Origin of the sequence: Arthrobacter sp. Edens01 (assembly GCF_001307035.1) — a bacterium.
Lineage (GTDB): Bacteria > Actinomycetota > Actinomycetes > Actinomycetales > Micrococcaceae > Arthrobacter_B.
Genome location: NZ_LKIU01000002.1, coordinates 495,908 through 515,236, shown reverse-complemented (window position 1 = coordinate 515,236; position 19,329 = coordinate 495,908). Strand labels below are relative to the sequence as shown.

16 protein-coding genes are annotated in these 19,329 nt (G+C 65.6%); 3 read left to right on the top strand and 13 right to left on the bottom strand.

The features are described from left to right. Positions 1 to 61 precede the first annotated feature (61 nt). The 3 genes from AO716_RS02840 to galU all read right to left on the bottom strand — a co-directional run bounded on the left by AO716_RS02840 (position 62) and on the right by galU (position 2,640). Positions 62 to 1,021, bottom strand: a complete 960-nt coding sequence (locus tag AO716_RS02840) for a hypothetical protein (RefSeq protein ID WP_055239427.1) — start codon at positions 1,019 to 1,021, stop codon at positions 62 to 64. 94 nt (positions 1,022 to 1,115) lie between these two features. Further along, entirely contained in the window at positions 1,116 to 1,733 is a 618-nt protein-coding gene (locus AO716_RS02835; protein WP_055239426.1) for a GNAT family N-acetyltransferase, read from the bottom strand. A 4-nt stretch (positions 1,734 to 1,737) separates the two neighbouring features. Beyond that, positions 1,738 to 2,640, bottom strand: a complete 903-nt coding sequence (gene galU / locus AO716_RS02830; RefSeq protein ID WP_055239425.1) for a UTP--glucose-1-phosphate uridylyltransferase GalU — start codon at positions 2,638 to 2,640, stop codon at positions 1,738 to 1,740. A gap of 68 nt (positions 2,641 to 2,708) precedes the next feature. On the opposite strand from galU, the gene AO716_RS02825 reads away from it, so the two are divergent. The 3 genes from AO716_RS02825 (at position 2,709) to AO716_RS02815 (ending at position 4,590) form a co-directional block, all read left to right on the top strand. Next, complete coding sequence (locus tag AO716_RS02825) at positions 2,709 to 3,317, top strand: 5-formyltetrahydrofolate cyclo-ligase (RefSeq protein ID WP_055239424.1); 609 nt, start codon at positions 2,709 to 2,711, stop codon at positions 3,315 to 3,317. 88 nt (positions 3,318 to 3,405) lie between these two features. Beyond that, a complete protein-coding gene (locus AO716_RS02820) occupies positions 3,406 to 3,702 on the top strand; it encodes an FmdB family zinc ribbon protein (RefSeq protein WP_055239423.1) in 297 nt (98 codons plus the stop codon). A 138-nt stretch (positions 3,703 to 3,840) separates the two neighbouring features. Then, complete coding sequence (locus tag AO716_RS02815) at positions 3,841 to 4,590, top strand: SAF domain-containing protein (protein WP_082413261.1); 750 nt, start codon at positions 3,841 to 3,843, stop codon at positions 4,588 to 4,590. Between the two features lie 54 nt (positions 4,591 to 4,644). On the opposite strand, the gene AO716_RS17410 is transcribed toward AO716_RS02815, so the two are convergent. The 10 genes from AO716_RS17410 to AO716_RS02770 all read right to left on the bottom strand — a co-directional run bounded on the left by AO716_RS17410 (position 4,645) and on the right by AO716_RS02770 (position 19,233). Continuing rightward, on the bottom strand, positions 4,645 to 5,043 hold the full coding sequence (locus tag AO716_RS17410; RefSeq protein ID WP_160317901.1) for a hypothetical protein: 399 nt from the start codon (positions 5,041 to 5,043) through the stop codon (positions 4,645 to 4,647). Next, complete coding sequence (locus tag AO716_RS02810) at positions 5,021 to 8,896, bottom strand: AAA family ATPase (protein WP_055239422.1); 3,876 nt, start codon at positions 8,894 to 8,896, stop codon at positions 5,021 to 5,023. Before AO716_RS02810 ends, AO716_RS17410 begins: the two co-directional genes overlap by 23 nt. Before the next feature lie 138 nt (positions 8,897 to 9,034). Further along, positions 9,035 to 10,624 (bottom strand): glutamine-hydrolyzing GMP synthase, encoded by a 1,590-nt coding sequence (gene guaA / locus AO716_RS02805; RefSeq protein WP_055239421.1) that lies wholly within the window; start codon positions 10,622 to 10,624, stop codon positions 9,035 to 9,037. Between the two features lie 56 nt (positions 10,625 to 10,680). Beyond that, a complete protein-coding gene (locus AO716_RS02800) occupies positions 10,681 to 11,103 on the bottom strand; it encodes a DUF3817 domain-containing protein (RefSeq protein ID WP_055239420.1) in 423 nt (140 codons plus the stop codon). Beyond that, positions 11,100 to 11,927 carry an SURF1 family protein gene (locus tag AO716_RS02795; RefSeq protein WP_055239419.1) on the bottom strand — a complete coding sequence of 276 codons (828 nt, stop codon included), beginning with the start codon at positions 11,925 to 11,927 and terminating at the stop codon, positions 11,100 to 11,102. The genes AO716_RS02800 and AO716_RS02795 overlap by 4 nt, the downstream gene beginning before the upstream one ends. Positions 11,928 to 11,982: 55 nt before the next feature. Then, positions 11,983 to 12,474: a PTS sugar transporter subunit IIA gene (locus AO716_RS02790; protein WP_055239418.1), complete on the bottom strand. Its 492-nt coding sequence runs from the start codon at positions 12,472 to 12,474 to the stop codon at positions 11,983 to 11,985. 17 nt (positions 12,475 to 12,491) lie between these two features. After that, positions 12,492 to 14,213 carry a glycerol-3-phosphate dehydrogenase/oxidase gene (locus AO716_RS02785; RefSeq protein ID WP_055239417.1) on the bottom strand — a complete coding sequence of 574 codons (1,722 nt, stop codon included), beginning with the start codon at positions 14,211 to 14,213 and terminating at the stop codon, positions 12,492 to 12,494. Positions 14,214 to 14,265: 52 nt separating this feature from the next. Beyond that, positions 14,266 to 15,405 carry a GuaB3 family IMP dehydrogenase-related protein gene (locus AO716_RS02780; protein WP_055239416.1) on the bottom strand — a complete coding sequence of 380 codons (1,140 nt, stop codon included), beginning with the start codon at positions 15,403 to 15,405 and terminating at the stop codon, positions 14,266 to 14,268. 78 nt (positions 15,406 to 15,483) lie between these two features. After that, positions 15,484 to 17,001: an IMP dehydrogenase gene (gene guaB / locus AO716_RS02775; protein ID WP_055239415.1), complete on the bottom strand. Its 1,518-nt coding sequence runs from the start codon at positions 16,999 to 17,001 to the stop codon at positions 15,484 to 15,486. Between the two features lie 141 nt (positions 17,002 to 17,142). Then, on the bottom strand, positions 17,143 to 19,233 hold the full coding sequence (locus AO716_RS02770) for an acyltransferase family protein (RefSeq protein ID WP_235471980.1): 2,091 nt from the start codon (positions 19,231 to 19,233) through the stop codon (positions 17,143 to 17,145). Between the last annotated feature and the right edge of the window lie 96 nt (positions 19,234 to 19,329).

The window sequence follows — 19,329 nt, the reverse complement described above, 5'->3', positions numbered from 1 at the left end:
CGCTGGGCCCCGCTGCGGCCGGCTCCGGACCGGCTGCGGGGAGGAGGAACCACGCCTTCGGTTAGGCGCGCCGTCGCTGGAGAACGTCGTCCAGGTTGAGGATCCCGGTGGCGGGCCGCGGTTCAATGGCCGTGCTTCCGGCCGCGGGAGTGGCCACGGGACGGATGGGAGTCTTCAGGACAGGCCTGGGTGAGGCAGGCGCGGCCAGCGGCGCAGGCGCCGGGCGCTGCGCCACGGGCGCATCGACATACGTCGGCTTCGGCACTGCGACCGGCTGCCAGGACGATGCTTCCGCACTCTTTGCAGCTTCGGCCAGGGCCGCTGCGCGCAGTTCCTGCGCGGTCAGGCGGGGCACAGGCTTGGGCTGCGGTGCCTCAGGGCGGGTCGGCTCTGCTGCTGCAGGGGATGCAGCCTTTCGGGCAGCGTCTTCGCCAACGGCGTCGAACACCTTGTCTGCGCGTGGATTGTGGGGCGCAGGAGCAGCAGGAGGCACCGAGTCCTTCCTGCGGGCCGCTGCTGCTGCCTGGCGCGCACGGCGTGCACGCAGGTCACGGACAGCGAGGCTTCGCAGCGAGGCGAAAACTGCAACGGTGCCCAGCGCGGCACCGGCGGGAATCCAGCCGGAAAGGGGTCCGAACAGTGCAACGGTTCCTCCGGCGAGGAAAGTCAGGATAAAGAGCAGTCCGAGGACGGCCAGCGTCAGCCGGCCATAGCGCACCTGCAGCGACCGGGAAGCGTTTGCCGGGGTAGCCTGGCCCGCCGGCGATCCGGATCCGTGCCCGGAGCCTCCCTGCGGGAGCGGCGTGTGCTGAACGCCAGTGCTGGTGTTGTGCATGGTCTTCCCCTGAGAGCTTGGGTCCGGTTCGGTGACGGCACTGCTGGCTGCGCGGACTGCGGTGCCGGCACGCCCCTGGGAGGGGGCCGGCACCTGTTTTCCATGCAGGTACTGAGGGGCGACCCACAGCAGCCAGAGCCCGACGGCGGCTGCCAGGACCAGGGAGCTGTTAAGAGGGAAGTCCACATCTATGACCGTAGAAGAAAACAGTCATCTCCTCCGGCATTACCGGGGGTGTGTCGAGTCACTTCGGAAAAACCTGTTGACCCAAAACCCGAAGTCAGCGCGTTGATGCCAGCCGTGCCAGCAGCCCTTCGGGTACTTCTTCGGCGGTGATTGCGAAGCTGAGATGGTCTGCCCAGGAACCGGCGATGTGCAGGTAGCGCTTCCGCAGTCCCTCTTCCCGGAAACCCAGCTTTTGCACTACGCGGAGGCTTGGCCGGTTCTCCGGACGGATATTGATCTCCATTCGGTGCAGACCCAGCACCCGGAAGCAGTGGTCGGTGGCCATCGCCACGGCCGTGGGTGCAATCCCCCGGCCCGCGTGCGCCTGGTCCACCCAATAGCCCAGCGTCGCCATCCGGGCTGATCCCCAGATGATCGAGGACACCGTCAGCTGTCCCACGATCGGCGGCGGGGTGCGCAGGCTGCCCTGGCGTTCGGTGATCACAAATGGGAGGGCTGTGTCCTGCCGCGCCTGCTGGTTGAGGCTGCGGACCATGCCGGCGTACGTCGGCAGGTCGGTGCCCGGCAACGGGTTGGTCGCTTCCCACGGGCCGATCCACTGCGCATTCCGGGACCGCACCGAGTTCCATTCGGTGCGGTCCCGGTAGCGGATTGGCCTGAGGATGAGGTCGCCGTTCTCCAGCGTCACCGGCCAGATGGCCGACCCCAGCACGGGGCTAGTCTTCGATAGAGCTGTTGAAATCCTTCAGCCACGCACGCAGATCCGGGCCAAGGTCTTCGCGCTCGGATGCGAGGGTGACGACGGCCTTGAGGTAGCTGAGCTTGTCACCGGTGTCATAGCGGCGGCCGCGGAAGACGACGCCGTAAACGCCGGAGCCCTCGCCCTCAGCGGATGCAAGGGTCTGCAGGGCGTCGGTCAGCTGGATTTCCCCGCCGCGGCCGGGGCCGGTTTCTTCAAGGACATCGAAGACGGAGGGGTGCAGCACGTACCGGCCGATGACGGCCAGGTTCGACGGCGCGTCTGCGGCGTCGGGCTTCTCCACGAGCTTGTTGACGCGGACGTAGTCCTCGCCCTCAATCACGGAGATATCGGCGCAGCCGTAAGAACTGATCTGGTCAGGCTCAACCTCGATCAGCGCAACGACGGAACCGCCGGTCTTCGCCTGGACCTCCACCATGGTCTCAAGCAGCGGGTCGCGCGCATCAATGAGGTCATCACCGAGCAGCACGGCGAAGGGATCGTCACCGATGTGCAGTTTGGCGCGCAGGACAGCATGGCCCAGGCCCTTGGGATCGCCCTGGCGCAGATAGTGGATCTCCCCCAGTTCGGAGGACTCACGGACCAGCGCGAGCTTCTCGTCGTCGCCCTTGTCCTTGAGCGTCTGCTCGATGAAGGGAACCCGGTCGAAGTGGTCTTCGAGGGAGCGCTTGTTACGGCCGGTGATCATCAGGATGTCCGGCATGCCCGCGTTGACTGCTTCTTCGACAACGTACTGGATGGCCGGCTTGTCCACGACCGGAAGCATTTCCTTCGGCATTGCCTTGGTGGCAGGAAGGAAACGCGTCCCCAAACCGGCGGCGGGAATTACGGCTTTGGTGATCTTTGGGCGTGAGGTCATGACGGTAAGAGTACCTAAACGATCACGTGGCACGCCAAATGCCCCGCCCAAACAGGCAGAATGGGCCCATGAGCGCCGAAATGAAAGAACAGGTCCGTTCCCGGTTCAAGAAGCTCCGGCGGGACCTGCCTGAAACCGTGTCAACGGCACAGGAACTCCGAACCGCCGCTGCTCCCCTGCTGCAGCCGCTGAAACCCGGTTCACTGGTGAGCTGCTACCTTTCAGCCGGAAAGGAGCCCGACACTACGGACCTCCTTCAGGCCATCACGCTGGCCGGCCACACAGTGGTTGTGCCCGTCTGCGAACCCGATCATCAGCTTTCATGGTGCGTCTGGACACCGGACACCGAGCTGGTTCCGGGCCTGTTCCCCGGAATACCTGAACCCGCTGGTCCGCGCCTGGACCTCACCCGGGTGCTGGGACTCGACCTGCTGCTGATACCGGCCCTCGCAGCCGCGTCCGACGGCGTTCGCATGGGCAAGGGCGGGGGCTACTACGACAGGTTCCTTACCGCGTTCCGTGCCCGGGGCGGCACGGCACCCGTAGTGGCACTGGTTCACGATCACGAGTTCGTTCCGGCCGGCGGACTGCCTGCCGATGCCCTGGACGTCCCCGTAGACGGCATCCTCACCCCGTCCGGCTATACCCGTGCAGACGGCCGGGAGGTGTATACTTAGCACTCTAGGCCACAGAGTGCCAGTCAGCCGCCCAAGGCGGGCGCCGGCACTGCTGAGGCCTTCCTTTCGCCCTTCAGGAGGAGTAAGAGTGCCCACGTATGCATATGCCTGCAAGGATTGCGGCCACGCGTTCGACATCCAGCAGTCCTTCACCGATGACAGCCTGACCGTGTGCCCGGAGTGCGGCGGAAACCTGCGCAAGAAGTTCAACAGCGTAGGCGTGGTCTTCAAGGGCTCCGGTTTCTACCGCACCGACTCGCGGGATGCCGCCTCGACGGTCCCGGCGGCACCTTCCAAGGACACCGGCGCAAAGGAGTCTGCAGCCAAATCCGCACCGGCTCCCACACCTGCCGCTTCGCCTGCTCCGGCGGCATCTGCAAGCTAGCCAGACGTATGATCGGATCCGGTTCCCGGACCTGATCCGAAGGCGCCCCTCCTCCACAGGAAACCGGGGCGCCTTTTTTATGCCCGTTTTTCCCTGCTGTGCCGGAGTCTCTTCGGCCTGCGCGCCTAGCGTGGGCGCATGTTGATTAGATCCAGACGCGGTTCATCCTCCCGTGCACGTCGCCGGAAACCTGCCCGCTCCGGTGTCCGGGCAGCCCGGCAGCCGGAGACCGGGCGGTCCGGACCGCAATCTGGGCGGGGAAAATTCCACCGCTTCCTGGTTAGGCGGCGCCGCCTGCTCGCCGGCGTACTGGCTGCTGCCGCATGCGGACTGGCGGTCCAGTCCCTGCTTCCCCAGGAACCCAGAACGGTTGCCGTTGCGGCTGCCGCCGGAGACCTGCCTTCAGGGCATGTGCTTGCCTCCCGGGATCTGCGGCTGGTGCAGCTTCCGCCCGGAGCGGTCCCCGCCGGGGCGTTCGCGGATCCAGGCCAGGCCGCAGGACAGCAGCTGGCGGTGCCGCTGCGCAAAGGCACAGTCATTAATGACTCGTTCCTGATAGGAGACGGCATGCTCGCAGGAGCGGCCGAAGGCTCGTCCGCTGTTCCGCTGCGCCCGGCAGATCCAGCAGCCGCGGCGCTCCTCTCCCCCGGAGTTCTTGTAGACGTGGTGGCGGCTTCGGAGACAGGATTCGACGGCGCGGGCCCTTTGGATGTTCTGGCTTCAGCTGTTCCGGTGCTCTGGATTACGGCGGCAGACAGCGGCCCCGGGCCGTGGTCCGGCCCCGATGAGGGCCCTCTGGTTGTGGTAGCAGCGCCGGCCGCCGACGCTGCCCGCCTCGCGGTAGCCTCAGCGCAGAGCCAGCTCTATCTTGTTCCGAACGGCGGGTAGGCCTGAGTTACCGGGCAGCTCATCAGGGGCGTTTGCGCAGACGCTTCCCGGGCCTCAGCCCCAGTGCGGAGGGCGCTGTTCCTTCAGCCAGGCGGCCACATCATCGGGCCGGTCGCCCCAGGCACGCGGGTCGTCTTCGGCCGCCTTCTTGGGAATAAGGCCCGGACCGGCAGTGCCGGGCCTGCGCCCCCGCCCGCCGCTTTCGGGCGGGCCTGACTCAGCACCCTCAGACCGGGACCCGGCCGGCTCCGATGCGGAAGCCGGTGCGGTGTGCAGCAGCGCTGCTGCCTGCTTCAGGGTTGTAGGCGCAGACGTGCTTCGGCGCGGGACACGCCTGCGCGCCGGTGCTTGTGCCCCGGGTAAACCTTTGTCCGCAGCGGGACTGGTCAGCGAGGACTCAGCATTCGCGCCGGATGTTTCCGCTGCGGGATCATTTCTCGGTTCTTGGCTCATTCGCTTTGTCGATTCCGCCGGCCGCAGCCGCAGCTGCTGCCGCGGCCCGGATAGCCGGGTTGGGTTGTTCTTCCGACCTGGGCCGGATTCTGGTGCTGCCATGCGGTACTACTTTCACCGGTGCAGCTGCCGTGTGCGCTTCACGGATAGGTTCCGGTTCCGGGGCGGGGGCGGACAGTCCCAAATAACGTCCAACAAGATCCGCGCACGCTGCCGGATCGGTGAACACTTCAATGGTCCAGAGCGGCATGTACCGCCAGCCGAGCCGTTCCAGCAACTGGGGGCGCAGCCGGCTTCTTTCGCGGACGCTCATGCTGCGGTACCTGGATGTCCCGTCGGACTCGATGGCCATGGGAACCGCCGGATCAGAATCCGCAGACCGCCGGACCGTAGCAACAATGTCGATGGCGTCGTCGTAGTGGTCCCAAACTTCCGCCCCGCGTGAGCGGAGGCGGCCAACGAGGTCCGCCACCAGCGGATCGTCGGACATGATCGAGTTCCCTGCGGAGCGTTCCCTGGATGCCGCGGCAACCGGGCTGCCGTCAAGCTCCCGCACCAGCAGCTGGTAGAAGTCCTTGGCACCATGGCCAAGCCTTGACTCATCAAGGTCAGAGGGCTGGAAGCATGTCAGCACATGCAGGCGGTGGCGGGCACGGGTCATCGCATTCACGAACCGGCCCCGTCCTCCGGGTTCGGAGAGCAGACCGAAGTTGTGCAGCGCCCGTCCGTGCGGGGTACGGCCGAAGCCGAGGGAGAAAATCACTGCATCGCGGACCAGCCCGGCGGCACGGTCTGCCGGGACAACACGGAACGATTCGGCGCCCGGAGCGAAAAAGTCCGATGCCCAGGGGAAGTTGGCCATCTGCACCCGGATTGCTTCAGCCACGCGTACCGCGTGGCGTGGGCTGGCGGTAATGACGGCCAGGGACTGGCTCGGCCGCCGCCGGACGTGTTCGAAGACCAGGTCGACAACCCGGTTCACTTCGGCGGAGACGCTTTCCACGCCTTCCTGGTCCGCGCTGGGCATGCCCGTGCCATCAGCGAGGTACTCCACGGTGAGGGGCCGTTCGCCAGTGGCAACCTCATCGCCGCGGGGAACCCATGACAGCCGTCCGGCGTAGAACTCATCACTCAGCTGCTTCAGCAGGTGCTTGTCGGTGCCGCGGTAAACGGTGGAGAGGGTACGGGACGGGAGGATACGGCACAGTGCATCGAAGGCACTGGGCAGTTCATCAGCGGCCCCGGACTCCTGTCGCTGGACGTTGATGCTGAATGGCTTCGGGCCATCCAGGTTTCCGTCGCCGAAGGCGATGACCTGTCCGGCCCGGGCGATTGCCGGAACCGCGGCCTGCAGGCTCATTGACTCGGCGTCCAGGATGATCAGCGCATCGAAGCGCCGTGTCCCCGGCAGCATCATGGGCAGCAGCAGCGGGCTGGCGGCCCATACAGGCAGCAGGGAGGTAACGAGTTCGTCGGACTGGCTGGACAGCGAGTCCACGGTCAGCGGTCCGGTCTTGATGGTTTCCTTGAGCCGGGCTGCGTCCTTGGCCTGGGACTTGATCCCCTCGCTCCAACGGCGGGCCAGTCCCCAGCGCAGCCTGGAGGCACCGGAGGCAATGTGCGCGTTGTCCGCCAGCCGGTACTCGGCCTCGAGCCTGCGCAGGCTGTCTCCGTCGGACATGGCCAGGTAGTCGTCGCCGCTGATCATGGCTTCCAGGGCAGACTGCCACCAGGCCAGCTCAAGTTCATAGCCAACCTGGCGGGGCGTGACTTCGCGTGCTTCGAGGTCGTCCAGCAGCTCACCGAGGCCCTGCCCCCGCATTTCGTCCACCAGCAGCGTGCGCTCGGGAAGCGTTTCCAGTGTCTCCTTGTCCCCGGCGAGGGCCCTCAGTTTCTTCTCCAGGTCGTCCAGCGACTGGGCAGCAAGGTCCGGTTTGTCGGGTGTCCCTGCGAGGATGCGGGTCAGGGTGTCCAGCTGCTCCTTGACCTCAAGGTAGGTGCGGTTCAGGTCGGCAAGTCCGGTGGGGACCGAGGGGTGGCGCTGGGTGGTAGCGTACCGGGCCCAGACCAGGCGCTGCTGCTGGACCTGTACCAGAGAGGTGTGCAGGTCGGAGATATGCACGCCCGGGCGGATGTACTCCTTGGCGACCCGGCGCAGGCGGGACCTGGTCATGGAGCTCATGTCCACGCCGTGTTCGCGGCGCCAGGAGGAAGAGGCTGTGGCGGAGATCAGATCGGTGACTGGGCGGTCGAAGATGTCCGGGGTGAACTTGTCCAGGCTTTCCCGGACAGCAACGAGCAGTTCCAGCTGCTCACCCCACTGGGCAAAAGTCTCCCCCAGCCGGATTTGGGAGTGTTCGGCGACTTCCTGCACGCGGGCGCGCAGCTGCGGCAGCGCCTCGGCCAGCTCCTCAGTCAGCTTGTGGGCTGCTTCGGTCTCCTTGCGGTTTAGGAGCTTGGCCCCGAACCACGGGCTGGAGACCGCCGCCCGGGAGAAGCTGCCCAGCTCTGCGGCGCGGCGGAGCCGGCCGGTGAGCTCGGTGCGGTCGGTGATGCTGTCCAGGACGCTGCGCTTCAGGCGGACCGTGGTTGCAGGGGCCGGCGTCATGGAAGTCAGCTCCGCGAGGGACTGCATGGCCTGGTAGGGCGAGCACCCCCAGCGCTGCCGGACGTTGTGCAGGGACTTCACATGGTCCCGCAGCTGATGCCGGCTCTCCTGCAGCACCTTATGCAGGTTGCCCAGGTTCGGTTCGGTTGCCTTCTCGCTGCGGACAATTGCCCGGACCAGCCGGTCCCGCAGCGCTTCCTCGCTCAGCCCTGCGCCGAGCTGCAGCACCATCGATCCCAGGTTCAGGCTGTCCAGGGCGGAAACGAATTCGTTCAGCGTTCCGCGGCGCTCAGCCACCACCAGCACGGATTTGCCGGCGTGCACAAGAGAGGCGGCTGCGTTGACGGCGGTCTGGGTTTGCCCCGTTCCGGGGGGTGCGGAAACTACCAGGGATACGCCGGCTCCGGCCAGGTCCAGGACTTCCTGCTGTTCCTTGTCCGCGTCCAGGACCAGGAGCTCATCGGCCGGCGCACGGTCATCGAGCGGAGGCAGTCCGGGGTCGGCGGGCTCGGCGGGAGTTGAACTGCCATCAACGGCGGCATCCATCAGCGCACGGAGGATCGGATGGGAGGGGTCCAGTGCGGTGTCTTCGGCCAGGTCCGGAAGGTCGGCAAAGGTCGAAACCAGCAGACGGTGCTCGATGTTCATGCCGCGCACACCCTCTGTGAGGGCGCGCAGGCGGTCCAGGACCGGGTGGGGATCGAAGCGGGCAGTTCCGTAGGCGAGACGGGCCAGCGCGTCAGAGTCGACGTCGAGCCCCTGCTGCGACTGGAGGTGGCGGATGAACGCGGGGTTCAGTTCAGCTTTGCCGGTGAGCTGGAGCTCGTAGTCGTCCTGGGATGCATGGACCGTGAGGCTGACTGCGGTCAGGAGCACAGGAGCGGTGAGGGACTCCGGGCGCAGTGCCTCATCGGAGGCATAGCGCCAGGACGCGGTTCCGGCGGCCAGGTAACCGACGTCGAGCCCCCGGTCAGAGCCCAGCTCATAGATCTTGGCGCGCAGCGCCCGGGCCGCGCGCATGGCCACGCGGTAATGGTCGGCATCGCGCAGGAGGGTGGAAAGCCGGGTCCGCCTGCCGGCCAGCAGCTGTGCGAGTCCGGAAGGATGCGCATGGGTCAGGTCGATGCTGCTTTCCGGGCTGACCGTGAAATGCAGCAGCGTGTCCGAACCGGCGTGCTGGCCGAGTCCGGCCAGCCACGGCAGCAGGAAGTCCGAGGCGCTGTCCCCGGGATTCTGCTCAGACACTGATGCCCTCTTTCCTGCACTTCCGCGCGACGATCTCGACCAAACTGGCATACCTTCCAAGCTATCGTCAATTGACCTCATAGCTCCGGATAGCAACGCGGGGGACGGCTGTTCAGCCGTCCCCCGCGCTCTATGATGCTACTCCCACTCGATCGTTCCCGGCGGCTTGCTGGTAACGTCCAGCACCACCCGGTTCACGCCGTCCACCTCGTTGGTAATCCGGTTGGAGATCCGGGCCAGGAGGTCGTACGGCAGGCGGGACCAGTCCGCCGTCATCGCGTCTTCGCTGGAGACCGGGCGCAGGACAATGGGGTGGCCGTAGGTCCGGCCGTCGCCCTGCACACCGACGCTGCGGACATCAGCCAGCAGCACAACCGGCATCTGCCATACGTCGTCATCCAGGCCCGCGGCAGTCAGTTCTGCACGCGCAATGGCATCAGCGCGGCGCAGCAGGTCCAGGCGTTCCCTGGTGACTTCGCCGATGATGCGGATTCCGAGTCCGGGGCCGGGGAACGGCTGGCGTCCGACGATTTCCGCCGGCAGGCCGAGCTCACGGCCAACGGCACGGACCTCGTCCTTGAACAGCAGCCGCAGCGGCTCCACGAGCTCGAACTGCATGTCTTCGGGCAGCCCGCCCACGTTGTGGTGGCTCTTGATGTTGGCTGCGCCCTCGCCGCCGCCGGATTCGACGACGTCGGGGTACAGGGTTCCCTGCACCAGGAAGCGGATCGGTTCCCCGGATGCCTTGGCCTCGGCCATGATGGCGCGCTCGGCTTCTTCGAACGCGCGGATGAATTCACGGCCGATGATCTTGCGCTTCGTCTCGGGATCAGTGACCCCGGCCAGCGCGTTCAGGAAACGCTCCTGCTCATTGGCGACGTAAAGGTTGACGCCGGTGGCAGCAACGAAGTCACGTTCAACCTGTTCTGCTTCGCCTTCGCGCAGCAGTCCATGGTCAACGAAAACGCAGGTGAGCTGATCCCCCACGGCACGCTGCACGAGGGCAGCGGCTACGGCGGAGTCCACACCGCCGGAAAGGCCGCAGATCACACGGGCTGAACCGATCTGTTCACGGATCCGTTCCACCTGCTCTTCGACAATATTGCCGGTGGTCCAGCTGCGGTCCAGCCTTGCACCCTTGAACAGGAAGTTCTCCAGGACCTGCTGGCCGTGGGCCGAGTGCTTGACCTCAGGGTGCCACTGCACGCCGTAGAGCTTCTTTTCCTCGTTGGCGAAAGCTGCCACCGGAGCTCCGGCGGTGCTGGCCAGGACTTCGAAGCCCTCGGGTGCTTCCTGGACACTGTCGCCGTGGCTCATCCAGGTGTTCTGGTGCTCGGGCGTTCCTTCGAGGATGGAGCGCGGGGCACCAAGTGCTGACGCATCCGTGGACCCGTATTCGCGCAGGCCGGTTTCCGCGACCTTGCCGCCAAGGGCGGCAGCCATCGCCTGGAATCCGTAGCAAATGCCGAAGACCGGAACACCGGATTCGAACAGTTCGGGGTCCACCTTGGGGGCGCCTTCAGCGTAAACACTGGAGGGGCCGCCGGACAGGATGATCGCTGCCGGGTTCTTGGCCAGAAGGTCTTCGGTGCTGTAGGTGTGCGGCACGACCTCAGAGTAGACATCGGCTTCACGTACGCGCCGGGCAATAAGCTGCGCGTACTGGGCACCGTAATCCACTACGAGGACGGGGCGCTCTTCAATGGGAGGAGTCGCGGGATTAGTCACGGTTCCAAGGATAGTCGCCGCAGGACTTCTCCCGCACATCGCGCCGGAGAAGGTGGCTAGTATCTCTTGGCTGCCTCGGGGTGGGCTTCCAGCTCAGCCAGCACCTGCTTGTGGGTGCGGGCTTCCACGATGAAGGAGAGGAACGGCACCACGCCGCCGAGGGCAATCACGATGAACTTGGAGAACGGCCACCGCATCAGCTGCCACAGGCGGAAGTCGGCGAAGAGGTAGACCACGTATAGCCAGCCATGGGCGATGAGCACTGCCGTGTAAAGGTTCAGCCCGCCGACGATTACCGGCGGAATGTCCAGCACGTACTTCATGATCATCTCGGCTACGAGGAGCAGCAGGAAGATGCCGGTCACCCACGAGGAGACCTTGTAGAAAGCCAGCGCTGTCCGGATCTGCGCGTGTGTGCCTCCGAAGCGCCGCTTCTTCTTCCTGGGCCGCGGCTTCTTGGTGACTGCGGGGTCGCTCACTTCTTTACCTCACTGGTAGTTGGGCCGGTGCCTTCGCCCTGCCCGTCGGCATATTCGTCGTCATCTTCGAATTCGTCGTCATCTTCGTATTCGTCTTCTTCAAGGCTGCGCTGGTAGGAGTCGGCAAGCAGCCGCCACCAGAGGAACACGGCAAAGCCTGCGAACACGACCCATTCAACGGCGTAGAAGATGTTCAGCCAGTTGATCGTGGTTTCCTGCGGCTGCGGGGCGACCGTCACGGTCTCCAAGCCCGATTCGGCCGGAACTCCGTCCACCAGTGTCTCGTGGGCGGTAACGAACGCCGAATACAGCGGCTCGTCCCAGATGTTGCCGAGCTCCGCGCTGGAGAGGGCAGCGATCGTGCCGTCGGGGACGGGACCCGCGATCGGGGCCTCAGGTGGCAGCAGCCGGCCGGTGATGGTGACATCGCCGTCGGGGGCCGTTCCGGCATTGCCTGGGTCTTCAGTCCAGCCCCGCACGACGGGGATCGATGCATCCTGCGGGGCACCGTCGACGTCGAAGGAGGTCACCACCCAGTAACCTTCTTCGCCGTCCAGCAGCCGGTTCCCGATCAGGACCTGGTCCTCGGGCTGGAAGGACCCGGTAAACGTGACCATCTGGTCCGCCTGGGTTCCGTAGAGCGGCACACCGGGTGTGAAGACCTCCGTCAGCGGACGGACAACCTCAGTGTCCTCTGCGGGCGGCGGCCCCTCGCTTTCCGCTGCCGAGAACTGCCATTCGGAGAGCAGCACGAACACGGTGGATATGGCCAGGGCAAACAGGAGTCCGGCGATCCAGCGCGGTTGCAGGGCAGTCTTAAGCACGGCTTAACGGTACTTCGTAGTCGTGTAGAAAACCCAATGCCGCCTCCAGGGGGCCTCAGTGGTCAAAGAACACGAGCGAGGAGTTGATCAGTTCAGCGATGACTTCCGGGTCCTGCGCACGGCGCAGGGATTCCCGGAACGACGGCCGGAACAGGGACCGGGCCAGCGTGGCCAGCACCTCCAGGTGTTCCGAGTAGGCCGCGGCCGGGGTGGCGATCAGAAGCACCACCGTAGCCGGGCCATCGGAAGCGCCGAAGTCCACGCTGTGCCCGTACTTGCAGATCCCAACGGCAATGGATGTCTTGACCGTATACACGCTGCGGGCGTGGGGCAGGCCAATACCGCCGGGCAGCCCGGTTGCCATCTGGTGTTCCCTGGCGGTGACATCCTTCAGGAACCCGTCCAGGTCCTTGAGCCGCCCCTGCCGGTACATCCGTTCGGCCAGCTGCGCCGCGGCGTCGTCCCGGTCCTTGGCCTCCATCTCCAGGATGACCATTTCAGGATCGGTCAGGACGGCGCCGGACGCATTCAGACTGAGATCACTCATGCCGTTGGGCTCCTGGTTCAGCGCGGTGCAATGTCCTGGACTGCCAGCCGGGCAGCGTCGGCGGAAATATCGTCCGGCTGCTCCTGGCTGAGCCGCTCGGCTTCGACCCTGGCGCGGTAGTGGCGGACTTCTTCCTCCACCCGTGCCTCGTCCCAGCCCAGGATCGGCGCCATCAGGCCCGCCACCACAGGCGCCGCCGAGACACCGCGGTCCCAGGACTCAATCGAGATCCGGGTACGGCGTGCCAGCACATCTTCGATGTGCCGGGCGCCTTCATGGGTGGTTGCGTACACGACTTCAGCGCCGAGGTAGTCATCAGCTCCAGGGAGCGGTTCGCCGAGGGTCTGGTCGGCAGCGATAAGGTCCAGGACCTCACCGGCCAGGGCTCCGTAGCGGTTGAGCAGGTGCTCCACCCGGACAACGTGGATTCCGTACTCCTCAGCGGTGCGGTGGCGCCGGTTCCAGGCCGCCTTGTAGCCGACGGCGCCGAGCAGCGGGATGGTCTGGGTGCAGGATTCGGGCACCTTTTCATCCAGGGCGCGTGCGGCCTCGTCCACTGCGTCCTTTGCCATGACGCGGTAGGTGGTCCACTTGCCGCCGGCCACCACCACCAGTCCCGGCACAGGATGCGCGACGACGTGTTCGCGGGAGAGTTTTGCAGTTGAGTCATTCTCGCCGGCCAGCAGCGGACGAAGCCCGGCGTAGACGCCTTCAACGTCCTCCCGGGTGAGCGGGCGCTTCAGGACGCGGTTCACATGCTCAAGGAGGTAGTCGATGTCCGCCGAGGTGGCCGCCGGATGGGCCTTGTCCAGGTTCCAGTCGGTGTCCGTAGTGCCGATAATCCAGTGCCGTCCCCAGGGGATCACAAAGAGCACGGACTTTTCGGTGCGCAGGATCATGCCGACGGTGGACTGGATGCGGTCCCGGGGAACCACCAGGTGGATGCCCTTGGATGCCCGGACCTTCAGCTGTCCGCGGTCGGTAACCATTGCCTGGGTCTCGTCGGTCCAGACACCTGTGGCGTTGACCACCTGGCTGGCCGCGATGTCGAATTCCTCGCCCGTCTCCTGGTCACGTACCCGGGCGCCGACTACCCGTTCCCCTTCGCGGAGGAAGTCCACCACGGAAAGGCGGTTCACGGCGGCCGCGCCGTAGTGCACGGCCGTGCGGACCATGTTCGCCACATAGCGGGCGTCGTCCACCTGGCCGTCGTAGTAGCGGATGGAACCAATCATGGCGTCATCCTTGAGGCTGGGCGCAGCCCGCAGGGTGCCCCGGCGGCTGAGGTGCTTCTGCATGGGAACTCCGCGGGAGTTTCCGGAGGTCATGCCCAGGGTGTCGTACAGGAAGATGCCCGCACCCACGTAGGGACGTTCCACGAAGCGCTTGGTCAGCGGGTACAGGAACGGCACCGGCTTGACCAGGTGCGGTGCGATGCGCTGCAGCAGCAGGCCGCGTTCCTTCAATGCTTCCTGGACCAGCGCGAAATCGAGCATCTCGAGGTAGCGCAGGCCGCCGTGAATCAGCTTGGAGGAGCGCGAGGACGTGCCGGAGGCCCAGTCCCGTGCTTCAACCATGCCCACCTTGAGGCCTCGGGTGACGGCGTCCAGTGCCGCACCGGCTCCAACTACGCCGCCGCCGACGATGAGGACATCAAGCTGTCCCCCCGGTTCAGCTGTGGCCCGCAGTCTCTCAAGGGCTGCTTCGCGGTATTCCGGACTGAGTGCATCTGTTGCCATGGTCAAGATTCCTCTCTGAAGCGTGCCCCGGGGGTGGTGGGGTTGGAAAAGCTCAGTTGTTGTAAAGGTATGGCGATACCAGCACGTCGATCCGCTGGAACGCCTTCAGGTCAGAGTATCCGGTGGTTGCCATTGCCCGCCGCAGAGCCCCCATCAAATTGGAGGTTCCGTTCGTGTGGTGTGAGGGACCCCATAGAACTTCCTTCAGCGGGGCGACTGTGTCCAGGTGGACCCTGTCTCCGCGGGGCAGCTCGCTGTGGTGTGCTTCCTGTCCCCAGTGCCAGCCGCGGCCCGGGGCTTCCTCGGCACGTGCCAGCGCGGAGCCGAGCATGACGGCGTCGGCTCCCATGGCGATGGCCTTGATGATGTCGCCGCTGGTGCCCATGCCGCCGTCGGCGATCACGTGGACGTACCGTCCGCCGGACTCGTCCATGTAGTCGCGCCGGGCTTCGGCGATGTCAGAGATGGCAGTTGCCATGGGGGCGTGAATGCCAAGGGCGCGCCGCGTCGTCGTCGTTGCTCCCCCGCCGAAACCGACCAGGACGCCGGCAGCACCGGTACGCATCAGGTGCAGGGCCGGGGTGTAGCCGGCGGCTCCGCCGACAATGACGGGTACGTCGAGTTCGTAGATGAACTGCTTGAGGTTCAGCGGTTCAACGTTCTTGGAGACGTGTTCTGCGGAGACTGTGGTGCCGCGGATCACGAAAATGTCGACGCCGGCGGCCAGGACAGTCTTGTAGAACTCCTGGGTGCGCTGCGGTGTCAGGGACCCGGCGACTGTGACGCCGGCTTCGCGTACCTCCGCCAGGCGGGAGGTGATCAGCTCGGCCCGGATCGGCGCAGCATAGATTTCCTGCAGCCGGCGGGTGGCCGAGGGGTTGAAGTTTTCTTCGCTGAGGACGGCAATTTCGTCCAGGATCGGCTGCGGGTCCTCGTAGCGGGTCCACAGGCCCTCGAGGTTCAGCACTCCCAGCCCGCCCAGGCGGCCCAGCGCGATGGCAGTTGCAGGAGACATCACCGAGTCCATGGGAGCGCCGATAACCGGCATCTCGAACTGGTAGGCGTCTATCTGCCAGTTGATCGAGACATCCTGCGGATCACGGGTGCGCCGGGAAGGCACAATCGCTACGTCATCCAGGGAGTAGGCTCTGCGCCCACGCTTGCCACGGCCAATCTCTATCTCGTTAGTCACTGCTCTAGGTTATCCCAGTCCTTAAAAGAAGCAGGCACCGTTCCCGGCCGGGAACGGTGCCTGCCTGCTTATGAGGGCCTACCGGCGGCCGTAGTTCGGCGCTTCGGCGGTCATCATGATGTCGTGCGGATGGGATTCCTTCAGCCCGGCGGGGGTGATCCGGACGAAGCGGCCCTTGGCCTTCAGCTCGGCGATGGTGTGTGCACCGGTGTAGAACATGGTCTGGCGCAGGCCGCCAACCAGCTGGTGCGCGACGGCGGACAGCGGGCCGCGGTAGGGCACCTGGCCTTCAATGCCTTCGGGGATCAGCTTTTCGTCGCTGGGCACATCGGCCTGGAAGTACCGGTCCTTGGAGTAGGAGGTGTTCTTTCCGCGGGTCTGCATGGCGCCCAGGGAGCCCATGCCGCGGTAGGTCTTGAACTGCTTGCCGTTCACGAACACCAGGTCGCCGGGGCTTTCCGCGGAGCCTGCCAGCAGTCCGCCGAGCATCACGGTGTCGGCACCGGCAACGATCGCCTTGCCGATGTCGCCCGAGTACTGCAGGCCGCCGTCGGCAATGACCGGAACACCGGCAGGAATTGCAGCCTTGGCTGCTTCGTAGATGGCGGTGATCTGCGGAACGCCAACGCCGGCAACGACGCGGGTGGTGCAGATCGAGCCGGGGCCTACGCCCACCTTGATGGCGTCAGCACCGGCGTCGATCAGCGCCTGGGCCCCTTCGCGGGTGGCTGCCTGGCCGCCAATGACGTCCACATGGGCTGCGGCGGGGTCCTTCTTCAGGCGGGCAATCATTTCCAGCACGCCTGCGCTGTGGCCGTTGGCGGTATCCACCACCAGGACGTCGACGCCGGCGTCAACCAGTGCCATGGCGCGCTCGTAGCCGTCGCCGAAGAAGCCGACGGCGGCACCGACGCGCAGCCGGCCCTCGTCATCCTTGGTGGCAAACGGGTACTGCTCGGCCTTGTCGAAATCCTTGACCGTGATCAGGCCCTGGAGACGTCCGGCATCGTCCACCAGCGGGAGCTTCTCGATGCGGTTCTTGCCCAGGAGCTCAACGGTTTCATCGGGGGTGATTCCAACGCGCCCGGTGATCAGCGGCATGCGGGTCATGACTTCCCCGACCTTGCGGGTGGGGTACTCAGAGCGCGGGATGAAGCGGGTGTCGCGGTTGGTGACGATGCCCAGAAGCTTGTTATCCGGGTCAACGACCGGCAGGCCGGAGACGCGGAAGTGGGCGCAGAGGTCGTCGAGTTCCTGCAGGGTGGCGTCGGGGTCGATCGTCACCGGGTTGGTGATCATGCCGGATTCGCTGCGCTTGACGCGGTCCACGTGCTCCGCCTGGTCCGCAATGGAAAGGTTGCGGTGAATCACGCCCAGGCCGCCGTGGCGTGCCATGGCGATTGCCATGCGGGATTCGGTGACCGTGTCCATCGCGGCGGAAAGCAGCGGAGTCTGAACGGTGATGCGCTTGGTCAGCCGGGAACTGGTATCGGCTTCGGACGGGATGACGTCCGTGGGGCCGGGCAGCAGGAGGACGTCGTCGTAGGTAAGTCCGACGAAGCCGAACGGATCGTGTTCTGGGGACTGCTGGCTCAAGTGCGCGCCTCTTTCAGGACTGAAGATGTGTGGTGGCGACCGGGTCGATCACGGCCGGATCTATCCAGGATTTCTTCCAAGTGTTATTCACTCAATCGTAGAACGAAATCTGCGGGCCCCACTATTCCGCCGGAAGATCCGTTATGTGGTTCCCGGCACGGTCACGCCCTCCCACCCGGTGACGGCCAGGATACGTTCGGCCAGCACGTGCGAGGTGGTTTCCAGATAGGTGCGGTTCAGGTGGTCGTGATCCTTGTAGACAATCACGTTGCCGATGATTCCCGGGCAGGCGTCTTCGAAACAGAACTGGTCACTCATATCCAGCACCCGGACTCCGGGAATCCGCGCCTCGAGGCCCTCCAGCGGGGACGTTTCGGTCAGCAGCTGGCTGCGCGGCACGTGGCACGCCTGCGCGTTGAAGTCATTGGACTCCAGGCATTTGAACATGTCGAACTCAAAGCGCGGGTTGTCCCGCATGGCCAGGACCTGGATGCCGGCTTCGGCAAAGCCGCGGACGCCGTCGTCGTAGCCTCCGGCGAGTGTTTCGTCCGGAACCGATTCCCGGGTCACCGACGCCACCGTAAAGACAGCGTCCGGCATCAGGTCCATAACGTAGTCACCGGCAGCCTGGTTGAACTCGTTGCAGCCCTCGGACCGGTCGGGGTCTTCTGCCCCGTACCGGCAGCCCATCTTCAGGACCGTAACAACGTGCCAGTCATTGGCAAGGGCGACCGGACCCAGCGCAGCGGTCCACTGCATGGCGTGGGAGTCGCCCAGGACCACGAGGGTTTTCGCTGCGCCGTCTGCACTGCCAATCTGTTTGCAGTGTTTCTCCAGCAAGTTTCCGGCCGCGGGGGCAACTCCCTCTTCGCAGGGCTCGTCCAGCTGTGCCCATTCCTGGTCCATGTCCGACGGTGCGGGCTTCACCAGCGCCTGGGTAGCCGAAGCCATTTCAAAGTCCGGGTCCAGGGAAAGCGCACCCGGGTTGTCTGCGATCGACTGCAGGCGAACGGCCTCCGCCTGGGCATCCACCCGGGCCTGCCAGCCGGCCAGCGGGGCGGCAACCAGGGCGAAGGATGCGGCCAGGACCATGGCGGAACGCCAGGGGGCTGTCTGGGGCCAGGCCCATTCGCGCAGCGGCACTTCCACCAGTTTGGTGGTCAGGACGGCCAGCAGCAGGGAGACGGCAACAACGACGGCGCCGTCGACGATGCCGGCGTTCTCCTGTTTGGAAGCGATGAGCCAGAACACCAGGACGGGCCAGTGCCACAGGTACAAGGCGTAGGAATTGTTGCCCAGCATCACCAGCGGTTTGGCTTTGAGCCAGTGGTCCGCACCGGCCCGGGTTCCCGTGTCTCCGGCGGCGATGACCGCTGCTGCCGCGAGTGTGGGCCACAGCGCCAGGTAGCCGGGGAACTGCTGCTGGACCTGCAGGATGATTCCGCAGCTGAGCATGGCAATCACACCCGCCCAGCCAAGCAGGATCCGGGCCCGCCTGCCCAGGCGAAGATACGGAAGCGCCAGGGCCAGCAGCGAGCCAAGGGCAAACTCCCAGAGCCGGGTCCGGGTGTCGAAATAGGCATAGGCCTGGTTGGCACCGGTCTCCCAGACGGAGAACGTCAGCGAGGCCGCGAACACCGTGGTGAAGATGGCGGCCAGGATCAACCGGCAGCTTTTCCCCGTGAGCCGTGCCAGCAGCACAGCCGCGGCGAAGATCAGGGGCCAGAGAATAAAGACCTGTCCCTGGATCGACAGGGACCAGAAGTGCTGCAGCGGGCTGGCGGCGCTGTGGTCCGCTGCGAGGTAGTCGACGGCGTTGTTCGCCAGGGCCCAGTTCTGGACATAGAACAGGGACGCCCAGGTTTGTCCGATGAGGTCCTGGCGCACGCTGGCAGGCAGCAGGACCGCGGCTGCGGCCAGTACGGCCAGGAGCACAACGGCAACTGCAGGCAGCAGCCGCTTGAACATGTGCAGCCAGTAGCGGCCCAGCGCAAGCGCGCGGCCAGCTTCGGCCTTGCGGACAAAGGACCCGGTGAGCAGGAACGCGGAGATGAGCAGGAAGACATCCACTCCCCCGGACACCCTGCCAAGCCACACATGGTAAACAACCACCAGCACCACGGCCAGGGCGCGAAGGCCCTGGACTTCGGGCCGGTAACGGCGTTCGGCAGTTGGGGGCGCCCCCTGATTCACGGGGTGCAGAGCGGCAGCGTGCTGCTTGGGTGCTGACACTCGCAGGTGTCCTTTCTCCGGGGCAAATACCGCAAGAGTTTACCGGTGATCGCTCCGGGCAGCTGCATCCCGGCTTTCCAACGGGTCTGCTCCGCA

Coding starts and splice junctions, on each gene's coding strand:
- AO716_RS17410 (WP_160317901.1), bottom strand. CDS start 5,043: ATGAGCCAAGAACCGAGAAATGATCCCGCAGCGGAAACATCCGGCGCG.
- AO716_RS02790 (WP_055239418.1), bottom strand. CDS start 12,474: ATGAGTGATCTCAGTCTGAATGCGTCCGGCGCCGTCCTGACCGATCCT.
- AO716_RS02825 (WP_055239424.1), top strand. CDS start 2,709: ATGAGCGCCGAAATGAAAGAACAGGTCCGTTCCCGGTTCAAGAAGCTC.
- AO716_RS02815 (WP_082413261.1), top strand. CDS start 3,841: ATGTTGATTAGATCCAGACGCGGTTCATCCTCCCGTGCACGTCGCCGG.
- AO716_RS02785 (WP_055239417.1), bottom strand. CDS start 14,213: ATGGCAACAGATGCACTCAGTCCGGAATACCGCGAAGCAGCCCTTGAG.
- galU (WP_055239425.1), bottom strand. CDS start 2,640: ATGACCTCACGCCCAAAGATCACCAAAGCCGTAATTCCCGCCGCCGGT.